The following is a 24,001-nucleotide window of genomic DNA, read 5'->3' as shown; positions in this document are numbered from 1 at the left end:
CGCGCCTGATCGGGTTCGTGCCGGGTCTGCTCACCGGGGCGACCCTCGGCCTCGCGACACCGGGGGCGAGCGTCGAGCACGAGGTGCGGCTGGAGCGGATCCAGGCCTGGACCAGTCTCGGCATCGCGGCCGTGGCGTGGCCGCTGTCGACCCTGATCCCGACCGACCAGGGCTGGGCGCTGGTCATGGCGCACGACACCGCGGTCGCGGTGACGATCTCCGCCATCCTCGGCACCCTCATCGACCTGCTGCCCTTCGCCGCCTTCCCCGGCGGGCTGCTCAAGGAGCACGCCCGCTGGAGCTGGGCCGGGCTGACCGCCATCACCTGGACCGCCTTCATGGCGTTCGTGATGCCCCAGTCGCGCTACTGGCTCGACGTCGGCGACCACGTCGGCCGGTGGATCACGGTCGCGGCCGTCGCCATGGTCGCCGGCATCGCCGTGGTGATGTTGTTGCACCGCCGCGACGTCCGGGCCCGCGCCGCCGCTGCCGCCTGATCGCCTGGTGCCCTGGTCGTCAGTTCGCCTGGTGCCCTGGTCCCCTGCGGACGTCATACGAACCGTGGCCTCCAACCCACGCAATGCATGACGTCCCACCCCGCCCGCGGAGACGTCATACGAACCGTGGCCTCCAACCCACGCAACGTATGACCTCCCACCCCGCCCCCGCAGACGTCATACGAACGGTGGCCTCCAACCCACGCAACGTATGACGTCCCCGCGGAGCGGGCGGGCCAGCGGGCGGCGGGCGGGCGCCGACCACGGCGGGCGAGCTGGCAGCGGATCAGCGGCGGGCCAGGTAGGCGAGCTGGGCCCGCACCGACCACTCGGCCGCACCCCACAGCGACTCGTCGACGTCGGCGTACACGACCTCGACGACCTGCCGGGGCAGGGTCGGGTGCTCGGCGACGTCGGGGGGCAGCTCGGTCGGCGACAGGCCGAGCCGCTGGAGGGCGACCTTGACCTGGGCGAGACGCTCGCGGCGGTGGACGACGTAGTGGTCGAGGACGCCGGCGGCGTCGGGGAGCACGGGGCCGTGGGCGGGCCACAGCGAGGCCACGCGTCCCGAGGTGACGAGAGAGCGCATGCGGGCGATGGAGTCGAAGTAGGCGCCCAGGTCGCCGTCGGGGTGGACGATCACGGTCGTGCCGCGGCCGAGCACCATGTCGCCGGTCAGCAGCGCGCCGTCGGCCTCCACCACGAGCGAGATCGAGTCGGTGGTGTGCCCCGGGGTGGTCACGACCTGGACCTCCAGGCCGCCGACGGTGAGCACCTCCTCGTCGACCAGCGGCTCGGACCGCCAGCACTGTGCGGGGTCGAGGCCGCGGACGCCGCAGCCCATCCGCTCGGCGAAGGAGCGGGCCGCCGCGGTGTGGTCGAGGTGGTGGTGGGTGACCACGACGGCCTCGACCTGGCCGGCCACCTCGGCCACGGCGTCGAGGTGGTCGTCGTGCAGCGGGCCGGGGTCGACCACGATCGAGCGGTCCGAGCCGGGCTCCCGGAGCACCCAGGTGTTGGTGCCGTCGAGGGTCATCAGGCCCGGATTCGGCGCGAGCACGCAGCGGCCGCGGTCGCCGTACGTCCCGCCGACCCAGGCCTCGGCGACCACCTCAACCCCTCCGCGCGCTCACGAGCGCACGCAGCGACGGCGGGATGGACAGGGTGAACCCGTCGCCGAGCGGCTCGACCTCGGGCATGAACATGGTGACCGAGCGCTCCTGGCTCGCCTCCATCACCGCGTGGACGTCGCCGAGGGAGCCGACCTCGAGACAGGTGAGGTACGTCGGCGGCAGCATCGCGAGCTCCTCGCGCTCGGCGCGGTCGGCGGCCTCCGCGGCGTCGAGCCAGACGACCTCCGAGGACTCCGAGGAGACGTCGCGGGTCACCTGCCCCTCCGGCAGGTGGGCGACGAAGAACCAGGTCCGATAGCGCTTGGGCTCGAAGACCGGGGTCAGCCAGCCGCTCCAGATGCCGAGCAGGTCGGTGCGCAGGACCAGTCCGCGCCGGTCGAGGAAGTCGGTCATCGACAGCTCGCGAGACTCCAGGGCGATCCGGTCGGCCTCCCAGTCGTCGCCGGTGGTGTCGGCCACCACGCTGTCGGGCGAGGTGCCGGCGAGCAGGACGCCGGATTCCTCGAAGGTCTCGCGCACCGCGGCGCACACGAGCGCGCGGGCGACGTCCTCGGTGGTGCCGAGCCGGGCGGCCCACTCGGCCGGGGAGCGGCCGGCCCAGGCGACGGTGTGGTCGTAGTCGCGGGGGTCGACCCCGCCGCCGGGGAAGACGCACATGCCGCCGGCGAAGTCCATGGAGATCTGCCGGCGGAGCAGGTAGACCTCCGGCCGGCCCGACGGCCCCGGCCGCTGCAGGATCACCGTGGCGGCATCGCGCGGCTCGACGGCCTGGCGCCGCCCGTCGGCGTACTCCGCGGCGACGGCGGCGACGCGCGCGGGAAGCGGCACGGGCGGCAGCGGGACGCTCGCCGTCCGCGGGCGGGACGGGTCGCCCCAGATGCTCCCCGCCGGCGCGCCGCCGGAGCTCACCCGACCACCTCGGCGATCACCTCGACCTCGACCGGCGCGTCCAGCGGCAGGACGGGTACGCCGACCGCGGACCGGGCGTGCACGCCGGCGTCACCGAAGACGTCGGCGAACAGCTGGGACGCGCCGTTGGCGATGCCGGGCTGGCCGGTGAAGTCGGGCGTGGAGGCGATGAAGGCGACGACCTTGACGATCCGCACGCCCTCGAGGCCGCCCGCGACCGAGCGGATCGCCGCGATCGCGTTGAGAGCGCACTGGCGGGCGCACGCGTAGGCGTCCTCCTCGCTCACGGTGTCGCCGACCTTGCCGGTCGCCATCAGAGCGCCGTCGCGCATCGGCAGTTGGCCGGCGGTGTAGACGTGCTGGCCGCTGCGGATCGCCGGCACGTACGCCGCCACCGGCGGCACCACGTCGGGGACGGTGAGACCGAGCTCGGCGAGACGCTCCTCGGGGGTGGGCTGCCCGGCCATCGCTCAGCCCTCGACCGGGCGCTTGAAGTAGGCGATGTCGTTGCCGCCCTGGCCCGGGATGAGGGTGACGAGCTCCCACCCGTCCTGGCCGAAGTTGTTGAGGATCTGCGCCGCGACATGGTTGAGGACGGGCGCCACCTGGTACTCCCACTTGGTCATGGGCCGACCATACTCAGCCCGCGGCTCGTGTGGCTCGGGTCACACCTGTGCGACGATGCGGCCGTGAGCCTCGACAACGCCGTGTGGATGCTGACGGCGCTCGCCGCCGTCGTCGTGCTCCTCACCCGGATGCGGCTGTCCTCCGAGCATGCCCAGTCGGGCCACGCCGCGATCCCGCTGGGCATCGTGAACGCCCACACCGTCCTCGGCGTGATCGCCCTGGCCGTGTGGATCTACTACCTCACGTCGCCCGCCGGAGCCACCGGCGCGATCGCGCTGGTCGTGTGGTGGCTCGAGGTGCTGGTCGGGATCCTCATCCTGGCCCGGTGGTTCTCCCGCCCGGGCAAGCACGCCGCCGAGGCCACCGGCGACAGCTGGGCCGAGGGACCGGCCCTGTCGATCCTCGGGCACGTCGGGATGCTTCTCGGCATCGGCTTCTTCACCTGGATCGTGCTCGCCGACAAGCTCTCCGGCTGACCCCGCTGCTGACCTCGCCGCTCGCCCGGCTCAGCCGTAGCGGTTCACGAACCAGAGCATCTCGCGGTACTCGTCGTCCTCCTCCGGCGGAGGCGGGTCGACGTCCTGGGTCGTGCGGAGCCGGTCCGGATCGATCGGCGGGGGCAGGTGCTTGTAGCGCTCCAGCCGCGACTGCTCGGCCATGGCGACTCCTTCCGACATCTCGAGGGTACGCCGGGCGTGGCGGATCCACCCGTGGTCGGACGGCGGGACGCCCACGTCCGTCTACGGTGGCCCTAGGTCGGCGTTCGCCGCTCCCGACGTTCGCCGCGGTCGCGGTGTGCGGCGCCGTCCAGGCGCTGGTGACCGACGCGCAAGGCCCCCCGGATCACCCCGGCCGCGGGCCTCTCGCTGGACTGACCTCCTCACGTGGGGACGCGCCCGTGGTCGTCACCGTTAGGCTCCGTCGGGTGAGCGATTGGCCGAAGGTGCGTCTCCACGTGGTCACCGGCAAGGGCGGCACGGGGAAGTCGACGGTGGCTTCGGCGCTGGCGCTCGCGCTCGCGAGCGGCGGCCGCAACGTGCTGCTCTGCGAGGTCGAGGGCCGCCAGGGCATCGCCCGGATGTTCGACGTGGACCCGCTGCCCTACCAGGAGCGGCGGCTGACGACCGGGCTGCCCGATGCCGCGGGCGGTCGGGGTGTCGTCCACGCGCTGCACATCGACGCGGAGTCCGCGCTGCTGGAGTACCTGTCGATGTACTACCGGCTCGGCCGGGCCGGCAAGGCGCTCGACCGGTTCGGCGTCATCGAGTTCGCGACCACGATCGCGCCGGGCGTCCGCGACGTGCTGCTGACCGGCAAGGTCTACGAGGCCGTCCAGCGCAACAGCCGCAACAAGTCCGCCATCGAGTACGACGCGGTCGTGCTCGACGCGCCGCCGACGGGCCGGATCACCCAGTTCCTCAACGTGAGCAACGAGCTCGCCGGGTTGGCGAAGGTCGGGCCCATCAAGTCGCAGTCCGACACGATGATGACCCTGTTCCGCTCCCCGCGGACGGCGGTCCACCTGGTCACCGTGCTCGAGGAGATGCCGGTCCAGGAGACCGCCGACGGCATCGCCGAGCTGCGCTCGGCCGGCCTGCCGGTGGGCGGCGTGGTCGTCAACCAGGTGCGGCCGCGCGACCTCAGCTCCGACGACCTGGCGGCTGCGCGGGCGGGCACGCTCGACCGGGCCCGGGTCGAGGCCGACCTCGCCGAGGGCGGCCTCGCGGTCGGTCCCGGTCTGGTGGACGGGCTCCTCGCCGAGGCGGCCGACCACGCCGAGCGCCGCGCGCTCGAGGACTCCCAACGCGAGCTGGTCACCGGGCTGGGCGTGCCGTCGTACGAGCTGCCGCGGATGGCCGGCGGCATCGACCTCGGCGGGCTCTACGAGCTCGCCGGACTCCTCCGCACCCAAGGGATGGCGTGACGCCCATGGCCCGCAGCAGCACCCACCGGCCCTCCCGCGTCGGACCTGCCGGCCCCGGTGCCCGGCCGGCCGGCGCGCTCGACGTGGACGCCCTGCTCGACGACCCCGGCACCGGCATCATCGTGTGCTGCGGCTCCGGCGGCGTCGGCAAGACCACGACGAGCGCCGCCCTCGCGCTGCGGGCCGCGGAGCGCGGGCGCAAGGTCGTCGTCCTGACCATCGATCCCGCCCGTCGGCTCGCCCAGTCGATGGGGATCGAGGCGCTCGGCAACACCCCCAGCCCGGTCGTCGGCGTGCAGGGATCCGGCAGCCTCGAGGCGATGATGCTCGACATGAAGCGCACCTTCGACGAGGTCGTGCTCGCCCAGGCCAGCCCCGAGAAGGCCCAGCAGATCCTGGCCAACCCGTTCTACATCGCGCTGTCGAGCTCGTTCGCGGGCACGCAGGAGTACATGGCGATGGAGAAGCTCGGCCAGATCCATCGCGATGCGCAGGCCGCCGGCACCTACGACCTGATCGTCGTGGACACCCCGCCGTCGCGCTCGGCGCTGGACTTCCTCGACGCCCCCGAGCGTCTCTCCAGCTTCCTCGACGGGCGGTTCGTGCGGCTGCTGCTGATGCCCGCGAAGGGGCCGGCCAAGCTGATGACGGCCGGGATCGGTCTGATCACCAATGCGCTGACGAAGATCCTGGGAGCGCAGTTCCTCAAGGACCTGCAGACCTTCGTCACCGCGCTCGACACCGTCTTCGGCGGGTTCCGCCAGCGCGCCCAGGAGACCTACTCGCTGCTCAAGGCCGACGGTACGGCGTTCCTCGTGGTCGCGGCACCCGAGGCGGACGCCCTGCGCGAGGCGGAGTACTTCGTCGAGCGGCTCAGCGAGGACGAGATGCCCCTGGCCGGTCTCGTCGTCAACCGGGCCAGCCCCGACCCGGGCGGCGAGCTGTCCGCGGACGAGGCGATGGCCGCCTCGGAGCGTCTACGGCGCGCCGGCGGCTCACCGACCTCCTCGTCCACCTCGCCCACCTCGTCGCTGACGGCCGGGCTGCTCCGGCTGCACGCCGACCGGGTGCGCATGGTCGAGCGCGAGCGCACCCTGCGGGAGCGGTTCGCGACCGCCCACCCGCAGGTGGCCACGGTCGTCGTACCGGCCCTCGCGGGCGACGTGCACGACCTGGCCGGCCTGCGCCGCGTCGGCGACCTCCTGGCCTGCTCCGACTGAGAGCCGGGCCAGGACCGGACGACCGCGCGACACGGACGGCCGGACGGCGGAGCCGCGTCAGACCGTGGCGGTGGTCTGCTCGGCGCGCGCGTCCTCGAGGACCTTGCGCCACGACGCGGCCGGGCGGCGGCGGAGCAGAGCACGACGCTCCCGCTCGGTCATGCCGCCCCAGACACCCCACTCGATCTGGTTGTCCAGCGCCTCGGCGAGGCACTCGGTGCGCACCGCGCAACTGGTGCAGAGCTGCTTCGCCTTGTTCTGCTCAGCGCCCCGGACGAAGAGCTGGTCCGGCTGCTGGTCCCTGCAAGCGGCGCGCGGCGCCCAATCCTCTACCCACATAGCTGTCCCCTGATGGTTCCCACATCCGACGAGCCAACGCCCCCACAGCGCTCGGTTCTCGTCGACTGCACCAAAGTAAAGGAGGATTGCCAAGACCGATATCGCTCATCGGGCCCAACCTGTCTAGTCACATAGGACTAGACAGGCGTGGAGGGGCCGATCCGGGCCCGTCGAGACGCCCGATCGGGCCTCCCGCGCCGCCGGATCGGGGCTCCCGAGGGCCCCCGACGACTCGGGTCGACGGGGGCGGCTCACGTACCCTGACCGCATGTCCCGCACCCGGTTCGACGGTCTGCCCCCAGGCAAGGTCGTCTCCCATCTCGGCGTGATGCTGCTCGTCGCGGTCGTGCTCGGCGTCGTCGTGTCCGGTCTGGCGATCCCGTTCGCCGGTGTCCTCGGCTTCTCCGCGCGCAACGTCTCGGAGTCGGTCGACGACCTGCCCCAGCAGCTCGAGACCGAGCAGCTGCCGCAGCGCACCGAGGTGCAGGACGCCGACGGCAAGACCATCGCGACGCTCTACGACCAGAACCGGGTCAACGTCCCCCTGCGCCAGATCTCCCGCACCATGGTCGAGGCGATCGTCGCGATCGAGGACTTCCGCTTCTACCAGCACGGCGCGCTGGACCTGAAGGGCACCATGCGCGCCCTGTTCACCAACCAGGCCGCGGGCGGCGTGACCCAGGGCGGCTCGTCGATCACCCAGCAGCTGGTCAAGCTCACCCTGCTCAACCAGGCCGACACCGACGAGGAGCGCAAGGCGGCGACCGACGACACCTACGGCCGCAAGCTGCGCGAGCTGCGCTACGCGATCGCCCTCGAGAAGAGGCACAGCAAGGACTGGATCCTCGAGCGCTACCTCAACACCGCCTACTTCGGCGACGGGGCGTACGGCGTCCAGGCGGCGGCGCAGCACTTCTTCAGCGTCAACGCCAAGGACCTCAAGCTGCGCCAGGCGGCGCTGCTCGCCGGGCTGGTGCAGAGCCCCGAGGCCTACAACCCCACCCGCAACGCGGCCCAGGCCAAGGTGCGCCGCAACGTCGTACTCGACCGGATGGCGCAGCTGAGCGTGATCACCGAGGCCGACGCCGACAAGGCCAAGGACCGCAAGCTCGGTCTGCGGGTGCAGGAGCAGCCCAACGGCTGCGTGAACTCGCAGGCCCAGTTCTTCTGCGACTACGCCGTGCGCTGGCTGATGACCGACCCGGCCCTCGGCGCGACCGAGGAGGAGCGTCGGCGCCTGATCTTCAACGGCGGCCTGACCGTCAGGACCACGGTGGACCTGCGCTTCCAGAAGGCCGCCAACGACTCGGTGTCCTCCCACGTCTACAAGGACGACCTCGCCGTGGGCGGCCTCGCGCTGATCGAGCCGGGCACCGGCAACGTCAAGGGCCTGGCCCAGTCGCGTCCGATGGGCAAGCGCAAGGGCGAGACCTTCCTCAACTACACCGTGCCGACGCGGTACGGCGACGCGGCCGGCTTCCAGCCCGGCTCGACGTTCAAGGCGTTCGTGCTGGCCTCCGCGATCAACCAGGACATCCCGCTCTCCCAGCGCTTCCCGGCGCCGAACCCCGGACGGTTCCCGCTCAACGAGTTCCAGACCTGCGAGGGGCCGTACCAGAGCAGCGAGGTGTGGATGCCGAAGAACTCGACGAGCTCGTCGTCCGCGCCGAACCTCTACGAGGGCACCCAGAAGTCGGTCAACACCTTCTTCATCAACCTCGAGAAGGTCACCGGCATCTGCGAGCCGTGGAAGCTGGCCCGTCAGATGGGCATCACCGAGCTCACCAAGGCCAACATCATCCCGTCGTTCACGCTCGGCGTGGCCGACGTGAGCCCCTTGGAGATGGCCGAGGCGTACGCCACCTTCGCCGCCCAGGGTCTGCACTGCGACGCGCGGCCCGTCACGGAGATCGCCGACGCGCAGGGCAACGTCCTCAAGAAGTACGAGAAGAGCTGCACCCAGGTGCTCGCCAGCCCGGTCGCGAACGCGGTCAACGACGTCCTGCGCGGCGTCATCGGCCCCGGCGGCTTCGGTGCGGCGCTCTACCCGGGCCAGCCGGCGGCCGGCAAGACCGGAACGACGAACGGCAACAACTCGGTGTGGTTCGTCGGCTACACGCCCAACCTGGCCGGCGCCGCGATGGTCGCCGGCGTCAACCCGCAGGGCCACCCCGAGTCCCTCGACGGCAAGTCCGTCGGCGGCCGGACCCTGTACTCGTCCTCGGGCTCGACGACCGCGGGACCGATCTGGGGTGACGCCTTCGGCGTGATCGCCCAGTGGCTCGACGACATCGACTTCACCCGCCCCTCGACCACCGACATCCGCGGGCTGCTCTTCACCGTGCCCGCCGTGACCGGCAAGTCGTACGACGAGGCGAAGGCCCTGCTCGAGGGCCTCGGCCTCAACGTCGTCAACGGCGGCACCGTGGACTCCGCGGTCGGGGCCGGCCTGGTCGCCTACTCCGCTCCGGGCACGGGTGCCCGGCTCGCCGCCGGCGACACCGTCACCCTCTTCATCTCGGACGGCACGCCCAAGAAGAAGAAGAACAAGGGCGGCGGAACCCCGGGCACCGGTGACACCGGCGGCACACCGGGCCCGGGCGACACCGGAGACACGGGCGACACGGGCGACACCGGTCCGGGCAACGGCAACGGGAACGGCAACAACGGCAACGGGAACGGCAACGGCGGCTGACCAGCGACCGGCGTCGATCGACTGGCGACACGCTCGGCCAGGACCACAGCGCAACGTCTTGCCGCCAGGCGGAGGCAGGACCTACGCAAGACGACCGCGCAGGCCGGCAGCGTGGCGACCCGATCGGCGACACGCTCGGCCCCAAGACCACAGCGCAACGTCTTGCCGCCAAGGCGGAGGCAGGACCTACGCAAGACGACCGCGCAGGCCGGCAGCGTGGCGCCCCGCGCGCAGCGCATCGGGTGGGGTCGGTGGCCCGAGCGCAGCGAGGGCCGGCGCGCCCACCCGATCGGCGACACGCTCGGCCCAGACAATCAGCCCAACTGGCGGCGTACCTCCGCGGCCACGGCGGCGCCGTCGGCCCGGCCCTTGACCTGCGGCTGGACGAGGCCCATGACCTTGCCCATGGCCTTGGGCCCGGCGCCCGCGGCGCCGGCCTGCTCGACGGCGGCGGTGACGATCGTGGCGATCTCCTCGGGGCCGAGCTGCTCGGGCAGGTAGTCCTGGATGACGGCGGCCTCGGCGCGCTCCTTCGCGGCGCTCTCGGGCCGGTCGCCCTCCTCGAACGCGACCGCGGCCTCCCGGCGCTTCTTGGCCTCGGCCGCGAGGACGGTGAGGACCTCGTCGTCGGTGAGCTCCTTGGCGACCTTGCCGGCGACCTCGGCGTTGGTCACGGCGGTCAGGATCATCCGCAGGGTGGACGACCGGACCTCGTCGCGGGCCTTCATGGCGGTGGTCAGGTCGGTGCGCAGCTGGTCCTTGAGGGTGCTCATACGGCGATTCTGCCTGGCGTGGGTGAGACTGGACGAATGGGATTCGGGAGGACGCTGCTGCGGGCCGCAGGCGTCGGGGCCGGGCTCGGAGCCGCGGCGACGTCGTACGCGCTGTGGGAGGCACGCCAGTACACCCTGCGCCGGGTCGAGGTCCGCGTGCTCCCGGCGGGGATGCGACCGCTGCGCGTCCTGCACCTCAGCGACATCCACATGACTCCCGGCCAGCGGCGCAAGCAGGAGTGGCTGCGCGGGCTCGCGCGGCTCGAGCCGGATCTGGTCATCGACACCGGCGACAATCTCGCGCACCGCGCCTCGGTGCCGGTCGTGCTCGACAGTCTCGGCGGGCTCCTCGACCGGCCGGGTGTGTTCGTGCACGGCTCGAACGACTACTTCGAGCCGGGCTTCCGCAACCCCCTGGGCTACCTGCTGCCTGACGACGGGTCCCGCCACACCCACGTCCCCGAGCTGCCGTGGCGCGACCTGACGGCCGGGCTGACCGCCGCCGGATGGCTCGACCTCACCAACCGCCGCGGCCGGCTCACCGTGGCCGAGACGGCGCTCGCGTTCGCGGGGGTCGACGACCCCCACCTGGAGTACGACGACCTGGACGCCGTCGCCGGACCCGCCGACGCGGAAGCCGACCTGCGACTCGGGGTCGCCCACGCGCCGTACCTGCGGGTGCTGGACCGGTTCGCCGCCGACGGGTACGACGCCATCGTCGCCGGCCACACCCACGGCGGCCAGGTGCGGCTCCCGTGGCCGGGCGGGTCCCGCGCGTACGCCACCAACTGCGACCTCGAGCCCGCCCGGGCCCGCGGCCTGCACCGCCATCCGGCGGACTCCCGGCCGGGCGACGCGGGGTCGGCGTGGCTGCACGTGTCGGCCGGACTGGGCACCAATCCGTACACCCGGATCCGCGTCGCCTGCCGCCCCGAGGCCACCCTGCTCACCCTGCAGCCGCGGTGAGTCGCCGGGAGCATCCCGATTGCAGGTCCCGGCGTTCGCTCCGCTATGCTCCCGTGCTTGTGAGCCGGCTTCGTCGAAGCTGGAGCATGGCGGGCTGTGGCGCAGCTTGGTAGCGCGCCTCGTTCGGGACGAGGAGGCCGCAGGTTCAAATCCTGTCAGCCCGACAGATCGAGGGGCGGATCCGGTGAGACCGGGGTCCGCCCCTCGCGGCTTTTTCGCCGCGGTGTCGTCGCGTGACCACACCTCGTTCGGGGGTGTGTTCGTGACACACTGCATGCCATGTCAGACGAGCAGGACAAGCTGAAGCTCAGCTTGGAGCCGCCCAAGCTGTTCGGGCGGAAGAAGAAGCCCGCCGAGCGGGCCGAGGCCTCCGTGCCGGCCGCGCCGGAGCGCTCCGCTCGTCCCGCCGAGCCGGTCGAGGAGCCGGTTGCCGAGCCCGTGCTCGAGGCGGAGCCCGTCATCGAGCCGGAGCCGGAGCCCGAGCCCGTTGCAGAGCCCGAGCCCGTCGCGGGGCCCGTTGCCGAGCCCGTGCTCGAGGCGGAGCCCGTCGTCGAGCCGGAACCCGAGCCGGAGCCCGAACCGAAACTGGAGCCCGAGCCCGAGCCGGTCGAGGCGACCGCAGTTCTGCCGGAGGTCGAGGACCACCCGGCCACCCCGGAGCCCGAGCCGGAACTGGAGGCCGAGCCGGAGGAGCCCGCGCGCACATCTGAGCCAGAGCCGGCACCAGAGCCGGAGCCGATCGCCAGCCGGGAGCCCGCTCCCGCGGTCGCTCCGCGTCCGGCTCGCAAGCCCGTCCGGTCGACCCCGCCGACCGCCGTCGAGGTCGAGCCCGAGCCGGTGAGCACCGCAGCCCTCGAGGACGCCGAGATCGCCGCCCTGGGCGACGGCGGCCCCCTGCTGACCGTCTACCGCGCGGCGGCCCTCACCGGCCTCGTGGTGGGCGCGGCGATGGTCGTGCTGACCTGGCTGTCCCTGCGCGGCTGCGAAGCCGTGCGAGGCACGTCCTCGTGCGGCGGTGGCCCCGGCTTCCTGCTCCTGGTCGCCACCTTCGCCCTGTGCGTGCTGCTGGGCGCCCAGCTCCTCAAGGCGTTCGCCATCCCCGACCCGGGCAGCAGCAGCTTCCTCGCCGTCGGGCTGGTGGCCGTGGTGGCCCTGCTCTTCCTCATCGACCTGCTCGACCACTGGTCGACGCTGGTCCTGGTGCCGATCCTCAGCATCGGCGCCTACCTCGCCTCGGTCTGGGTCACCAAGACCTTCGTCGACACCGCCGACGCCTGAGATAACGCGAGGCGGGACGAGAAAACTCACGCTTGGACGAAGAAGTCTCCTCGTCCAAGCGTGAGTTTTCACCGGTCGGCCGGTGAAAACTCCCTCAGCGGGAGGCGGCGATCAGCTCCGCGATCTGGACCGTGTTGAGCGCGGCCCCCTTGCGCAGGTTGTCGTTCGAGACGAACAGCGCGAGCCCGCGGTCGCCGTCGACGCCGGGGTCCTGGCGGATCCGGCCGACGTACGACGGGTCCTTGCCGGCGGCGGCGAGCGGGTTGGGGATGTCGGCGAGCTCCACACCCGGCGCACCGGCGAGCAGCTCACGCGCGCGCTCGGGGGTGAGGGCACGCGAGAACTCCGCGTTGATCGCCAGCGAGTGGCCGGTGAAGACGGGCACGCGCACGCACAGGCCGGAGACCCGCAGGTCGGGGATGCCGAGGATCTTGCGCGACTCGTTGCGCAGCTTCTGCTCCTCGTCGGTCTCGTTCAGCCCGTCGTCGACGAGGTTGCCGGCGAACGGCAGCACGTTGTAGGCGATCGTCCTCTTGTAGACGCCCGGCTCGGGGAACGTGACCGCCTCGCCGTCGTACGCCAGCTCACGGGCCTTGTCGCCGGCCGCGGCGACGCCGGTGGCGAGCTCCTCGACGCCGGCGATGCCGGACCCGGAGACGGCCTGGTACGTCGACGCGATCAGCCGGACGAGCCCGGCCTCCTCGTGCAGCGGCTTGAGCACGGGCATGGCCGCCATGGTGGTGCAGTTGGGGTTGGCGATGATGCCGCGCCCGGCGGCGATCACCTCGGCGGCGGCCTCCGGGTTGACCTCGGAGACGACGAGCGGGATCGACGGGTCCTTGCGGAAGGCCGAGGAGTTGTCGACCACGATCACGCCGGCGTCGACGAAGCGGGGAACCAGGGCGCGGGAGGCGGTGGCGCCGGCCGAGAAGAGCGCGACGTCGAGTCCGGTCGGATCGGCCGTATCGGCGTCCTCGACGGTGACCTCGCGGTCGCCGAACCGCAGCACCTTGCCGGCCGAGCGGGCCGAGGAGAAGAAGCGGATCTCCCCGACCGGGAAGTCGCGCTCCAGCAGGATCTGCCGCATGGCGACGCCGACCTGGCCGGTCGCGCCCACCACACCGATGTTGATGCTCATCGTCCGGTACCTCCGTAGACCACGGCCTCGATCTCGTCCGAGCCGAGGTCGAACGCCGCGTGGGCGGCGTTGACGGCCGCCTCGACCTGGGTCTCGGCCACCACGACCGAGACGCGGATCTCCGAGGTGGAGATCATCTCGATGTTGACCCCGGCCTCCGAGAGCGCCTCGAAGAAGCGGGCCGAGATGCCCGGGGAGGAGCTCATGCCGGCGCCGACGATGGACACCTTGCCGACGCTGTCGTCGTACTGCAGGCTGTCGAAGCCCACCGAGTCCTTGAGCCGCGACAGCGCCGTCATGGCGGTCTGGCCCTCGCCGGCGGGCAGCGTGAAGGAGATGTCCGTCAGGCTGGTCGCGGCGGCCGACACGTTCTGCACGATCATGTCGATGTTGATCTGCGCCTCGGCGACGGCCCGGAAGATCGCGGCCGCCTCGCCCGGCTTGTCCGGGACGCCGACCACGGTGATCTTGGCCTGGCTGCGGTCGTGGGCGACACCGGTGATGATCGCGGCTTCCATAGATGGCTCCGTGCTTCCCTCCGCTGATTCGAAGACGTCCTCGGCCTTGACGACCCAGGTGCCCTCCTTCTCGGAGAAGGACGAGCGGACGTGGATGGGCATGTCGTAGCGGCGGGCGTACTCGACGCACCGCAGGTGCAGGATCTTGGCGCCCTGCGCGGCCATCTCGAGCGTCTCCTCGTAGGAGATCCGCGGCACCTTGCGGGCGCGGGGCTCGATGCGGGGGTCGGCGGTGAAGATGCCGTCGACGTCGGAGTAGATCTCGCACACGTCGGCCCTGAGCGCGACGGCCAGCGCCACCGCCGTCGTGTCGGAGCCGCCGCGGCCGAGGGTGGTGATGTCCTTGGTGGTCTGCGAGACGCCCTGGAAGCCCGCGACGATCGCGATCGCGCCCTCGCCGATGGCGGCCTCGATCCGACCCGGCGTGACGTCGATGATCTTCGCCTTGCCGTGCGCGGCGTCGGTGATCACGCCGGCCTGCGAGCCGGTGAACGAGCGCGCCTCGTGGCCGAGGTTCTGGATCGCCATCGCCAGCACGGCCATGGAGATCCGCTCTCCGGCGGTGAGCAGCATGTCGAGCTCACGGGCCGGCGGCAGCGGCGAGACCTCGTTGGCGAGGTCGATCAGCTCGTCCGTCGTGTCCCCCATCGCCGAGACCACGACGACGACCTGATGGCCGGCCTTCTTGGTGTTGACGATGCGCTGCGCGACGCGCTTGATGCCGGCGGCATCGGCGACCGACGAGCCGCCGTACTTCTGCACGACAATGCCCACGGGGGCTCACTCCTGGCGTGGTCTCGGGGGAAGGGCGCGGCTCGTCGACGCGATGCGTGCGGCGCCGACGGGGCCGACCCCGATTCTACGAGAGCGCGCTAGGCGTTCTCCGCGCTGTCCAGTACGGCGGACGCCGCCTCGACGAGGGCGAGCTCCTGCGTGGTGTCCAGGTCGACGTCGAGCCGGTCGTGGGCCACCACGGACAGCAGCGCCTTCATCGCCGCACCGGCGAGCGCGCCCCACGACGAGACGTAGGAGAACTGCCACCACCACAGCGCCTCCTCGACGTCGCCGGCCTCGTAGTGGCGCACGCCGACGGCGAGGTCGGCGGCGATGCTGGTGAGGTCGTCGGACAGCAGTCCCTCGACCAGCTCGGGGGCGTAGGGGTCGAAGACGTAGCTGTAGGTGTCGAGGTCGCCCAGCAGACCGGCGAGCTGCAGGCGCAACTCGTCGATGTCGTCGGGGTCGGGGCCGTCGTCGGGCTGGTACTCGTCGCGTGGCGCGAAGTCGCGCTGCACGCCCAGCCGGGCGCCCGTGAGCGCGATCTGGCTGATCTGCAGCAACAGGAGCGACACCGCCTGCCCACCGGTCGCCTCCGCGGCGACCACGCGCAGGCCGTCGAGGAAGGAGCGCACCGACGCCGCGATCTCGTCGGCGAGCCGCACGGTCTCGGTCTCGACCGCGATCAGCGCCTCGAGCGCCGCCAGTCCCGGAAGCTGCTCGGTCGTTGCGTCGTCGCTCATGTCGTCGCTCATGTTCCCGCTCATGTGGCTGCCTGCCTTCCCACGAATGCCCGACCCAGCGTCACCTCGTCGGCGTACTCCAGGTCTCCTCCCACAGGCAGTCCACTGGCCAAACGCGTCACGCGCAAGCCCAGAGGCCCCAGCATTCGCGTGAGGTAGGTCGCGGTCGCCTCGCCCTCGAGGTTCGGATCGGTGGCGAGGATCACCTCGGTGACCGCCCCGTCGCCCAGCCGGGTGAGCAGCTCGCGGATGTGCAGCTGCTCGGGGCCGATCCCGTCGATGGGCGAGATCGCGCCGCCGAGGACGTGATAGCGACCGCGGAACTCACGGGTCCGCTCGATCGCCACGACGTCCTTGTACTCCTCGACCACGCACAGCACCGAGGGGTCGCGACGGGGGTCGCGACAGATGCGGCACTGGTCGTCCTCGGCGACGTTGAAGCAGATCGAGCAGAACTTCACCTTGTCCTTGACCTCGATGAGGACCTCGGCGAGGCGTCGTACGTCGGCCGGCTCGGCCTGGAGCAGGTGGAACGCGATCCGCTGGGCGCTCTTCGGGCCGACCCCGGGCAGCCGCCCGAGCTCGTCGATGAGGTCCTGGACGACGCCTTCGTACAAGGGGTGCCGCCGCTCAGAAGCCGAGCTTGCCGGGCGACTCGCCCGGTCCGCCGAGGCCACCGAGGTCGCCGAGACCGCCGAGGTCGGGGAGCCCGCCGGCCATCGGGCCGAGCATCTGCTCGGCGAGCTCGTCGGCCTTGGCCCGGGCGTCGCGGAAGGCGGCGACGATCAGGTCGCCCAGCTCGTCCAGGGACTCGGCCAGCGCGTCCGCGTCGGCGCCGTCGACGGCCTCGGGGCGGATCGCGACAGCCGTCAGCTCTCCGGCTCCGGTGATGGTCACGCTCACCGCGCCGCCGGCGACGGTGCCCTCGACCGTCGCCTCGGCCAGACGCTGCTGGGCGCCTTGGAGCTGCTCCTGCATCTGCTGGGCCTGCTGCATCAGCGCGCCGAGGTCGAGTCCGCCGGCACCGCCGAGGGCGTCGAAGGGGTTCTGGCTCATGGGTCGTCTCTTCTCTGTGGGTACGTCGGTCGGTCCGCTCAGTCGCCCCGGGGGATCTCCTCGATCACCCGCGCGCCGAGCTCCCGGGCCAGCAGCTCGGCGCTGGACTCGGCGTCGACCTCGCGGTCGTCGAGGTCGACGGCCGCGTCCGGGTCCTCGGGCGGCGTCCGGGCACCGGCGTCGGCCTGGGCCTGCAGGTCGGCCATCCGGGGCCGCCGGGCGACCGGCTGCGGATCGGCGCCGGGAGCGTCGTCCGGCGGCGGCTCGGTGGCCCACGGCGGTGGGTCGTCGGAGGCCGGCGCGCTCCGCGCCGGCGGGGTCACCGCGGGCCAGCCACCGGGATCGCTCGCGGGTGCGGCCGGCGCGGCGGGCGCCGCGGGCGCGGCGGCCGGCGGGGGCGGCGCCGCGGCCTCCGGGACCCTCGCGCCGGGGTCGGCGGCCGGATCGATGATCGCCTCGATCCGCACGTTGGCGCCGATCTCGTCGATCACCGCCTGCTGGACGATCTCGGCGTGCCCGCCGGTCTCGAAGGAGCGGCGCGGCCCGTCGGTCTGGAAGCCCAGGCTCAGCACGTTGTTGTCGAAGCCGACGACCTGGGAGTTCTGGGTCAGGTGGATCCAGGTGACCCGCTTGACGCTCTTGACCCGGTCGATCACCGAGGGCCAGAGCCGGCGGACGTCGACGAGGGTGAGGCCGCCGGACGGAGCCGGCTGCGCCGCGGGCGCGGCGTCGCGTGCGGGTCGCGGCGCGACCTCCTCCACGGCCGGAGGCGGCGTCGGGGTCGGAGTCGGGGGCGGGGGTGGAGTCGGGGCGGCGTCTCGAGGCGGTCGCTGCGCAACCTCCTCGACGACCGGAGGGACGTCCCGTGACGGACGCGGCGCGACCTCCTCGACGTCCGGGGCGCGCTCCGGCGCGGCCCGCTCGTGACGCGACGGCTCGGGCCGGTCCTGGGCCGGGACCGAGGCCACGGCAGGAGCCGGGGCGGACTCCGCGGACGTCGAACCGCTGATGGAGGCGCGCCGCTCGAGCCGGTCGAGGCGGGCGAGCACCCCATCGGTGGTGTGGTCGGCGGCCGGGAGCAGGATCCGGGCGCAGATCAGCTCGAGGAGCAGGCGCGGGGCGGTGGCGCCGCGCATGTCGGTGAGGCCGGCGGCGACGAGGTCCGCCGCGCGGGTCAGCTCGGCGCGACCGAAGGCGGCCGCCTGGGTGACCAGCCGGTCGGCCTGGTCGCCGGAGAGGTCGAGCAGGCCGGACGCGGCGGCGTCGGGGACCGCGGAGATGATGACCAGGTCGCGCAGCCGGCGCAGCAGGTCCTCGGTGAACCGGCGCGGGTCCTGGCCGGTCTCGATCACCTTGTCGACCACCCCGAAGACCGCCGACCCGTCCCCCGCGGCGAACGCGGAGACCACGTCGTCGAGCAGCGTGTCGGGGGTGTAGCCGAGCAGGCCGCTGGCCAGGTCGTAGGTGACGCCCTGCGGACCGGCGCCCCCGAGCAGCTGGTCGAGCACCGAGAGGGTGTCGCGGGCGGAGCCGGCGCCGGCACGGACCACGAGCGGCAGCGCGGCGGGCTCGATCGAGACGCCCTCGCGCTCGCACAGCTCGGTGAGGTACGACGTCAGCAGGCGCGGCGGGATCAGCCGGAACGGGTAGTGGTGGGTGCGCGAGCGGATGGTCGGGATGACCTTCTCCGGCTCGGTCGTGGCGAAGATGAACCGCAGGTGGGGCGGGGGCTCCTCGACCAGCTTGAGCAGGGCGTTGAAGCCCTGCGTGGTGACCATGTGGGCCTCGTCGATGATGTAGACCTTGTAGCGACTGCGCACCGGCGCGAAGAACGCCTTCTCCCGCAGGTCCCGGGCGTCGTCGACGCCACCGTGGGAGGCGGCGTCGATCTCGATCACGTCGATCGAGCCCGGGCCGTTGCGCGCCAGGTCACGACAGCTGTCGCACTCTCCGCACGGGTCGGAGATGGGGGCCTTCTCGCAGTTGAGCGCCCGCGCGAGGATGCGCGCGCTGGTCGTCTTGCCGCAACCGCGGGGGCCGGAGAACAGGTAGGCGTGGTTGACCCGGTTGCCCGCGAGGGCGGCCCGCAGCGGCTCGGTCACGTGCTCCTGCCCGATGACCTCCGCGAAGGTCTCGGGCCGGTAGCGGCGGTAGAGCGCGAGCGGGGAGTCCACGGGTGCCACCCTAGTCGCTGGCCCCGACACGTCCGGGCGCCCCCGAACCGAGAGGACGAGCACCGATGACGACGATCGACCGGGACACGGCCAAGGCCTTCCAGAAGCGGATGGTCGGGGTGATGAACGACGCCGCCCTGGGCATGCTCCTGGGTATCGGCGACGAGCTGGGACTGCTCGACGTCCTCGCCCGGTCCGGCCCCTCGGACACCGCCACCCTCGCCGCCGCGGCCGGGGTCGACGAGCGCTACCTGCGCGAGTGGCTGGACGGCATCGTCGCCGGCGCCGTGGCGACGTACGACGCCGCGACCGGCCACTACGCGCTGCCAGCCGAGCACGCGGCCTGCCTCACGCCCGCCGACGGCCCGGTCAACCTCGCGCGCAGCCTCAAGATGCTGACCATGCTCGCCGGAGTGGAGCCGGACCTGCGGGAGAGGTTCCGCCACGGCGGCGGGCTGGGCTACGACCACTACCCGCGCTTCCACGCCCTCATGGCCGAGGACGCGGCCGCGACCCACGACGCCGGCCTGCTCGACGTCGTGGTGCCGACCGTGCCGGGGCTCCACGAACGGCTGACCGCCGGTGCCGCGCTGGCCGACATCGGCTGCGGCTCCGGCCACGCGGTCAACCTGCTCGCCCGCGCCTACCCGGCCAGCACGTTCGTGGGCTACGACCTCGGCGACGAGGCGATCGAGGCCGCCCGTGCCGAGGCCGCCGACTGGGGCCTGAGCAACGCGCGCTTCGAGGTCCGCGACGTCGCCGAGCTCGGCGAGGAGGCGGCGTACGACGTCGTGACCGCCTTCGACGCGATCCACGACCAGGCCTTCCCGGACCGGGTGCTGGCCGGCATCGCCACCTCCCTGCGCCCCGGCGGGACCTTCCTCATGGTCGACATCAAGGCCGAGTCCGGCGTCGAGCACAACCTGGCCCTGCCGTGGGCCAGCTACCTCTACACGATCAGCCTGATGCACTGCATGACCGTGTCCCTCGCCCACGGCGGCGCCGGGCTCGGCACCGTGTGGGGCCGGCAGACCGCGGTGCGGATGCTCGAGGAGGCGGGCCTGGTCGACGTCGACGTCCGGGAGGTCCGGACCGACCCGTTCAACTACTTCTACGTCGCCCGCAAGCCCTGACGGGATCGCATCGGAAAAACCAGAGGCCCCCCACGTACCCGATAGAGCTCACTTACCCTTGCTGCCTTCCGGCCCTGGGGGAGTTGGGTGAGATACCGCCACGTGGGGGGTTGCGCCCACTTTAGAGGATGGGCCGGCAGGGACTCACATCGCCCGGCCCGCCGCGGCGCCTCGGGTCCCGATTCCGCGCCGCCGCCCCTGTGCCGGTAATCTTCTCCGCGGAGCTGTCGCCTAGTGGCCTATGGCGCTCGCTTGGAAAGCGGGTTGGGTTAACAGCCCTCGGGGGTTCGAATCCCCCCAGCTCCGCCACCACGAGAACGGCGCCGACACCAGTCGGCGCCGTTCGTCGTTCTCCCGGCCGTCTCCTGCCGGACGGACCAGCAGATCAGGTGCGGCGGGAGAGCAGCGGGCGCAGCATCAGGAGTACGACGAGCGCGGCGCCGCCACCCAGACCCCACCAGATCGCGTCGTGCCGGGCCCCGGCCAGGACGTCGTCCTGGGCGCGCGGGGGACGGGCCGGCACGATCTGCTCCTTGCGCTCGGTGCCCATCTCGGCGACGTCGCGCCGGATCGCCTCGACGGGCTGGACCACGCCGTAGCCCGTGATGGGGCTGGACGGTTCGCCGTTGCCGCTGGCGGTCTGCTCGAGGCGGGTGCGCAGCTGGTCGGCGTCCTCGTCGGGGTGCATCGACCACACGAGCGCGGCGACGCCGGCGACCTGGGCCGCCGCCCAGGCGGTCGACGGCTCGCCGACGACGCACCAGCCGCCGTTGCGGGCCTTCGAGACGGCGCCCGTGCCCGGGGCGGCCAGGTCGATCGCCGAGCTGCGCAGCACGGTGCTGCGGCTGCCGGGCGTCGAGACGCCGACCGCGATCACCTTCGGGTGGGCCGCGGGCCACACGAGGCGGGCGGCGTCCTCGCCCTTCTTGGCCTCGCCGTCGTAGCCGTCGGGGAAGCCGCCCTCGGCGGGGCGGTCCCCGGAGGCGGCGATCAGCAGGACGCCGGAGCGCACCAGTCGGTCGACCTGGGCCTCGAGCTCGGGGGCGGCGGGCACCTGGGCGGGTACGACGACGACCACGCGGCCGCCGAGCGCGCCTCCCTCCCGTTCGGCGGCGATTCCGCCCAGGGCCTGGGCGAGGTTGGCCGCCATCGGGACGACGTCGGTCTCCTGCTGGCGCTGGGGGCTGTCGTAGAACCTGCGGTCGACCAGGGTCGCCGACGGCGCGATGCCGACCTGGACCGCCGGCTCGGGCTGGTCCGGGCCGGCGATGATGCCCGCGACCGCGACGCCGTGCCCGCTGGGCAGCTCGACGGCGGCGGTGCCCGCGTAGCCGGCGATCCCGCTGTCGACGACCACGACCGTGACTCCCTGGCCGGGCTTGGTGCGGCCCTCGCGCGCGAGCGCCTGGGCCTGCTCGACGTGCATCGCCTCGTTGGCCGCGTTGTCGCCCTTGACCGTGCGCTCGTCGGTGGAGTCGTGCACGGTGCCGAGGCAGTCGGGGCCGGTGGGCTGGGCGTTGACCTGGGCGGTGAGCGCGGCAACGGGCCCGGCGACCGGCGCCGCGACGGCGGTCGCGGCCGCGCCGGCGGTGAGCAGGACGGCCGTCACGACGGCACGAGGGGCCCTGCTCAGCCGCACGACTGGTCCTTCGACGGCGGGCACAGCGCCGCGTCCTGGGACAGCTCCGGACCGGCTTCGAAGAGCTTGTTCCACACGTCAGGCACGACCACGGCGGGAACCTTCCCGTAGCCGAGCTGGTCGAGGTCCTCGGTGGTCGCGACGGGATAGCTGTAGCCGCGATCGTCGATGAGGTGGATGGTGCCGTCGGCGCTCGCGATCCAGTCGGCCGAGCGGATCACCGCTCCGCGTCCGGACGCGACCGTGGCCACGCGGTCCCCCGTGGCGACGTCCTCGGCGCTGGCCTCGCCCTGGGGGGACGTGGCCAGGTGGGCGGCGGGCGCTTGGCCCTCCTCGGTCACCAGCACCGCGCAGGCCTGCTCGCTCCCGGGCAGCGAGCCTCCGAGCACCTCCTCGGGCCAGGACTCGCCGGCGCCCTCCGCGGGCTTGGCGAGGTTGAACGGGGCGCCCGCCTCGCCGGTGGCCTCCTGCGGAGCCCTCGGTCCGAGCGAGGTGTTGCGCAGCACGGCCGCCGCGAACGGCGTCAGCTCGAGCATCCCCGTCCTCGTGACGGCGTACGTCTTGTCGGAGCGCTCCAGCCAGTCGCCGACGAGCGCGTCGCCGTAGCCCTGCAGGCGGGCCGGCTTGCCCCAGCCGGGGATACCGAGGCCCTCGGCGTCGAGAGCATCGCCCGGGGGGAAGAGCTCCAGCCAGGCGTCGGGGACGGTGATCTGGTCGATGCGGGAGACCCCGATGTCGGTGGCGAGGCCGTCGTTGTCGGGCGGCAGCTCGTAGCGGTAGGCGCGCCGCGGCAGCCCCGGGACGTCCGCCTCGGCGACGAGGAAGAGCTTGTCGCTGGACTCGGCCTTCACCACGAACCCGGTGGTCGGCACGGGCGTCACCTGCGGCCGCTCGTCGATCGAGGTCTGCATGCCGAGCCCCGTGCCGGTGCACGCGGTCCAGCCGCTCTCGTCGAGGTGGTCGGCGGCCGGGACGGTGGCGGGCGCGTCGAGGATCCCGATCGGCGGGCCCTTGCGCACCCCCGCGATCTCCTCGTCGGGGACCTTCCGGGCCTCGACGTCCGCGCCGAGGATCAGCTGCGCGGAGGTGACGTTGATGACGGGACGGACCCGCGGCAGGCCGGGAACGGAGTTCTCGTCGAGGATGACGTAGAGCGCGCCGCGGTCGTCGGCGACCAGCCCGGGCTCCTTCCAGTCGACCTCCGCCCGGTCGGAGAGCGCGCCGGCGATGGCGGCGCCCGCGATGAGGAGGACGGCGAGTGCGATGCCGCCGACGATCATGCGGCCGGGACGGGCGGGCTCGACCTCGCGCCCGCCGGGCGCGCCGGAGACGAACGCCGTCACCAGACGGCGTCGGCTGAACGAGTAGGCCTCGACGAGGTCCTTCTTGGTGGCCATCGGCCCGGCCTCAGCCGATCAGCTCGCGCACCCGGTCGAACAGACCGGTGGCGACGACGAGGAGAGGGAGCAGGGTGAGGAGCGCGACGGACTCGAGCACGTCGCCGAGCCGGCCGCGGCGCACCGACGGGGCCGACGGGCTCAGCGTGGCGACCAGCAGCACGGCGCCGACGACGGCGAGCACGACCGCGAGGGTCGGGCGCCAGTCGGCATGGAAGGCGAGGACCGCGACGGCGGTCGCGGCGATCCCGGCGACCCCCGAGCCCAGGCCGAGCAGGACCTCGCTGCCGGTGCGGTACTGCCGGGTCCGCAGCACCACGATGAGGCACGCGTCGACGGCCAGCAGGGTTCCGGTGACCCCGAGGCTCACGGCGAGCGGGGCCACGAGGACGAGGAGGAGTCCGACGGTGCCGCTGATGGCGAGCAGGATCTCGTGGGCGACCCGCGCGTCCGCCGCGACCCGGGCGCGCTCGATGTCGTCGGGGTCGGCCGTGATGTCGGCCGCCGAGAAGAGCTGGTCGACGCGCGTGGTGGTGGCGCCCAGCGCGAGCCAGGGGAAGGCGCTGCCGGCGAGGACGACGAGGGCCAGCACCGTCGTCAGCAGCGGTGCCGGCGCCAGCCCGTCGGGGGTGGAGCGGACGTAGACGCCGACGCCGAGAGCGAGCGCGCCCACGACGATGGGCGGGAAGGCGAGGGTGCGGCCGGGTCCGAGGCCGATCAGGCAGACCACGCCGGCGAGGAGCGCGCCCGCGCCGGCAGCCGCGAGCGGGCCGGCGAACCACATGTCGCCGCCGGGCGCGAACATGACGCCGGCCACGGCGGCGTACCCGGCGCCCAGCCAGGCGACGCCGACGCCGGCCTCGTGCTCCCCCTGGGCGCGGGACAGCACGATCGCGCCCGCACACAGCGCGGCGGCCACGAGCGCGGTCGCCGCGGAGGCGATGTCGGAGCCGCGCTGGACCAGCAGGGCGCCGGCGCCGAGGGCGAGGAAGAGCCCCGCCGCGACGAGTGCGGTACGACGACCGGCGGCGGGATGCCACGGCTCGAGGTCGTGCTCGACGACGTCGG

At 72.9% G+C, this 24,001-nt stretch carries 24 protein-coding genes, 2 tRNA genes and 1 other RNA gene; 10 read left to right on the top strand and 17 right to left on the bottom strand.

Features of this window, described 5'->3' with window-relative positions; translation table 11 throughout:
- On the top strand, positions 1-497 hold a 497-nt coding region (locus FHP29_RS18745; protein WP_158296641.1), incomplete at its 5' end, for a hypothetical protein.
- Positions 498-783: 286 nt separating this feature from the next.
- Here the strand turns inward: FHP29_RS18745 and FHP29_RS18740 are convergent.
- From FHP29_RS18740 to FHP29_RS22090, 4 genes are read right to left on the bottom strand one after another with little or no spacing between them, the layout of a single operon-like run.
- Positions 784-1,608 (bottom strand): MBL fold metallo-hydrolase, encoded by an 825-nt coding sequence (locus FHP29_RS18740; protein ID WP_240044599.1) that lies wholly within the window; start codon positions 1,606-1,608, stop codon positions 784-786.
- Between the two features lies 1 nt (position 1,609).
- Positions 1,610-2,539 carry an NUDIX hydrolase gene (locus FHP29_RS18735; protein WP_240044598.1) on the bottom strand — a complete coding sequence of 310 codons (930 nt, stop codon included), beginning with the start codon at positions 2,537-2,539 and terminating at the stop codon, positions 1,610-1,612.
- Positions 2,536-3,006, bottom strand: a complete 471-nt coding sequence (locus FHP29_RS18730; RefSeq protein ID WP_139624404.1) for a RidA family protein — start codon at positions 3,004-3,006, stop codon at positions 2,536-2,538. The genes FHP29_RS18735 and FHP29_RS18730 overlap by 4 nt, the downstream gene beginning before the upstream one ends.
- 3 nt (positions 3,007-3,009) lie before the next feature.
- Complete coding sequence (locus tag FHP29_RS22090) at positions 3,010-3,165, bottom strand: Sp36 family protein (protein WP_179729038.1); 156 nt, start codon at positions 3,163-3,165, stop codon at positions 3,010-3,012.
- 63 nt (positions 3,166-3,228) lie between these two features.
- Between FHP29_RS22090 and FHP29_RS18725 the strand changes: the two genes are divergently transcribed.
- Complete coding sequence (locus tag FHP29_RS18725) at positions 3,229-3,642, top strand: hypothetical protein (RefSeq protein ID WP_139624403.1); 414 nt, start codon at positions 3,229-3,231, stop codon at positions 3,640-3,642.
- 30 nt (positions 3,643-3,672) lie between these two features.
- Here FHP29_RS18725 and FHP29_RS21885 read toward each other — a convergent pair whose 3' ends face one another.
- The gene (locus tag FHP29_RS21885; RefSeq protein ID WP_158296640.1) at positions 3,673-3,825 is read right to left on the bottom strand and encodes a hypothetical protein; all 153 of its coding nucleotides are present in this window, start codon (positions 3,823-3,825) and stop codon (positions 3,673-3,675) included.
- Positions 3,826-4,091: 266 nt separating this feature from the next.
- On the opposite strand from FHP29_RS21885, the gene bagA reads away from it, so the two are divergent.
- Both bagA and bagB read left to right on the top strand, forming a co-directional pair.
- A complete protein-coding gene (gene bagA, locus FHP29_RS18720) occupies positions 4,092-5,090 on the top strand; it encodes an ATPase BagA (protein ID WP_139624402.1) in 999 nt (332 codons plus the stop codon).
- Between the two features lie 5 nt (positions 5,091-5,095).
- Positions 5,096-6,310: an ArsA family ATPase gene (bagB, locus tag FHP29_RS18715; RefSeq protein ID WP_139624401.1), complete on the top strand. Its 1,215-nt coding sequence runs from the start codon at positions 5,096-5,098 to the stop codon at positions 6,308-6,310.
- Between the two features lie 57 nt (positions 6,311-6,367).
- Here bagB and FHP29_RS18710 read toward each other — a convergent pair whose 3' ends face one another.
- Entirely contained in the window at positions 6,368-6,649 is a 282-nt protein-coding gene (locus tag FHP29_RS18710) for a WhiB family transcriptional regulator (protein ID WP_139624400.1), read from the bottom strand.
- A 268-nt stretch (positions 6,650-6,917) separates the two neighbouring features.
- On the opposite strand from FHP29_RS18710, the gene FHP29_RS18705 reads away from it, so the two are divergent.
- Positions 6,918-9,344, top strand: a complete 2,427-nt coding sequence (locus tag FHP29_RS18705) for a transglycosylase domain-containing protein (protein ID WP_139624399.1) — start codon at positions 6,918-6,920, stop codon at positions 9,342-9,344.
- A gap of 314 nt (positions 9,345-9,658) precedes the next feature.
- Here the strand turns inward: FHP29_RS18705 and FHP29_RS18700 are convergent, their stop codons facing one another.
- Positions 9,659-10,117 carry a GatB/YqeY domain-containing protein gene (locus FHP29_RS18700; RefSeq protein ID WP_139624398.1) on the bottom strand — a complete coding sequence of 153 codons (459 nt, stop codon included), beginning with the start codon at positions 10,115-10,117 and terminating at the stop codon, positions 9,659-9,661.
- Positions 10,118-10,153: 36 nt separating this feature from the next.
- Between FHP29_RS18700 and FHP29_RS18695 the strand changes: the two genes are divergently transcribed.
- The 3 genes from FHP29_RS18695 (at position 10,154) to FHP29_RS18685 (ending at position 12,361) form a co-directional block, all read left to right on the top strand.
- Complete coding sequence (locus tag FHP29_RS18695; RefSeq protein WP_139624397.1) at positions 10,154-11,083, top strand: metallophosphoesterase; 930 nt, start codon at positions 10,154-10,156, stop codon at positions 11,081-11,083.
- Positions 11,084-11,173: 90 nt separating this feature from the next.
- A tRNA-Pro gene (locus FHP29_RS18690) sits at positions 11,174-11,247 on the top strand.
- 115 nt (positions 11,248-11,362) lie between these two features.
- The gene (locus FHP29_RS18685) at positions 11,363-12,361 is read left to right on the top strand and encodes a hypothetical protein (protein WP_139624396.1); all 999 of its coding nucleotides are present in this window, start codon (positions 11,363-11,365) and stop codon (positions 12,359-12,361) included.
- Positions 12,362-12,455: 94 nt separating this feature from the next.
- On the opposite strand, the gene FHP29_RS18680 is transcribed toward FHP29_RS18685, so the two are convergent.
- From FHP29_RS18680 to FHP29_RS18655, 6 genes are all read right to left on the bottom strand, one after another.
- Positions 12,456-13,499, bottom strand: coding sequence for an aspartate-semialdehyde dehydrogenase (locus FHP29_RS18680; RefSeq protein WP_139624395.1), 1,044 nt, complete (start codon positions 13,497-13,499; stop codon positions 12,456-12,458).
- Positions 13,496-14,791 (bottom strand): aspartate kinase, encoded by a 1,296-nt coding sequence (locus tag FHP29_RS18675; RefSeq protein WP_192904047.1) that lies wholly within the window; start codon positions 14,789-14,791, stop codon positions 13,496-13,498. Before FHP29_RS18675 ends, FHP29_RS18680 begins: the two co-directional genes overlap by 4 nt.
- 98 nt (positions 14,792-14,889) lie before the next feature.
- Entirely contained in the window at positions 14,890-15,534 is a 645-nt protein-coding gene (locus FHP29_RS18670; RefSeq protein ID WP_139624394.1) for a DUF5063 domain-containing protein, read from the bottom strand.
- A gap of 20 nt (positions 15,535-15,554) precedes the next feature.
- Complete coding sequence (gene recR / locus FHP29_RS18665; protein ID WP_139624393.1) at positions 15,555-16,151, bottom strand: recombination mediator RecR; 597 nt, start codon at positions 16,149-16,151, stop codon at positions 15,555-15,557.
- Positions 16,152-16,164: 13 nt separating this feature from the next.
- Positions 16,165-16,590: a YbaB/EbfC family nucleoid-associated protein gene (locus FHP29_RS18660; RefSeq protein WP_139624392.1), complete on the bottom strand. Its 426-nt coding sequence runs from the start codon at positions 16,588-16,590 to the stop codon at positions 16,165-16,167.
- A 38-nt stretch (positions 16,591-16,628) separates the two neighbouring features.
- Positions 16,629-18,764: a DNA polymerase III subunit gamma and tau gene (locus FHP29_RS18655; RefSeq protein WP_139624391.1), complete on the bottom strand. Its 2,136-nt coding sequence runs from the start codon at positions 18,762-18,764 to the stop codon at positions 16,629-16,631.
- Positions 18,765-18,829: 65 nt separating this feature from the next.
- Here FHP29_RS18655 and FHP29_RS18650 point away from each other — a divergent pair, with 65 nt between their 5' ends.
- Complete coding sequence (locus tag FHP29_RS18650; RefSeq protein WP_139624390.1) at positions 18,830-19,897, top strand: class I SAM-dependent methyltransferase; 1,068 nt, start codon at positions 18,830-18,832, stop codon at positions 19,895-19,897.
- 21 nt (positions 19,898-19,918) lie between these two features.
- Here the strand turns inward: FHP29_RS18650 and ffs are convergent.
- Positions 19,919-20,009, bottom strand: an RNA gene (gene ffs, locus FHP29_RS18645) — signal recognition particle sRNA small type.
- A gap of 108 nt (positions 20,010-20,117) precedes the next feature.
- Between ffs and FHP29_RS18640 the strand changes: the two genes are divergently transcribed.
- Positions 20,118-20,206: transfer RNA gene (locus FHP29_RS18640), tRNA-Ser, on the top strand.
- Between the two features lie 76 nt (positions 20,207-20,282).
- Here the strand turns inward: FHP29_RS18640 and FHP29_RS18635 are convergent.
- The 3 genes from FHP29_RS18635 to FHP29_RS18625 form a co-directional block, all read right to left on the bottom strand.
- Entirely contained in the window at positions 20,283-21,536 is a 1,254-nt protein-coding gene (locus FHP29_RS18635; RefSeq protein ID WP_139624389.1) for a S8 family serine peptidase, read from the bottom strand.
- Complete coding sequence (gene eccB / locus FHP29_RS18630) at positions 21,527-22,933, bottom strand: type VII secretion protein EccB (RefSeq protein WP_139624388.1); 1,407 nt, start codon at positions 22,931-22,933, stop codon at positions 21,527-21,529. Before eccB ends, FHP29_RS18635 begins: the two co-directional genes overlap by 10 nt.
- A gap of 10 nt (positions 22,934-22,943) precedes the next feature.
- The coding region (locus FHP29_RS18625; RefSeq protein ID WP_240044597.1) for a type VII secretion integral membrane protein EccD at positions 22,944-24,001 on the bottom strand (1,058 nt) is incomplete at its 5' end.

The sequence above is a fragment of the Nocardioides albidus genome, from assembly GCF_006335005.1.
Classification (GTDB): Bacteria; Actinomycetota; Actinomycetes; order Propionibacteriales; family Nocardioidaceae; genus Nocardioides; species Nocardioides albidus.
This window is presented reverse-complemented; position numbering and strand designations above follow the sequence as displayed.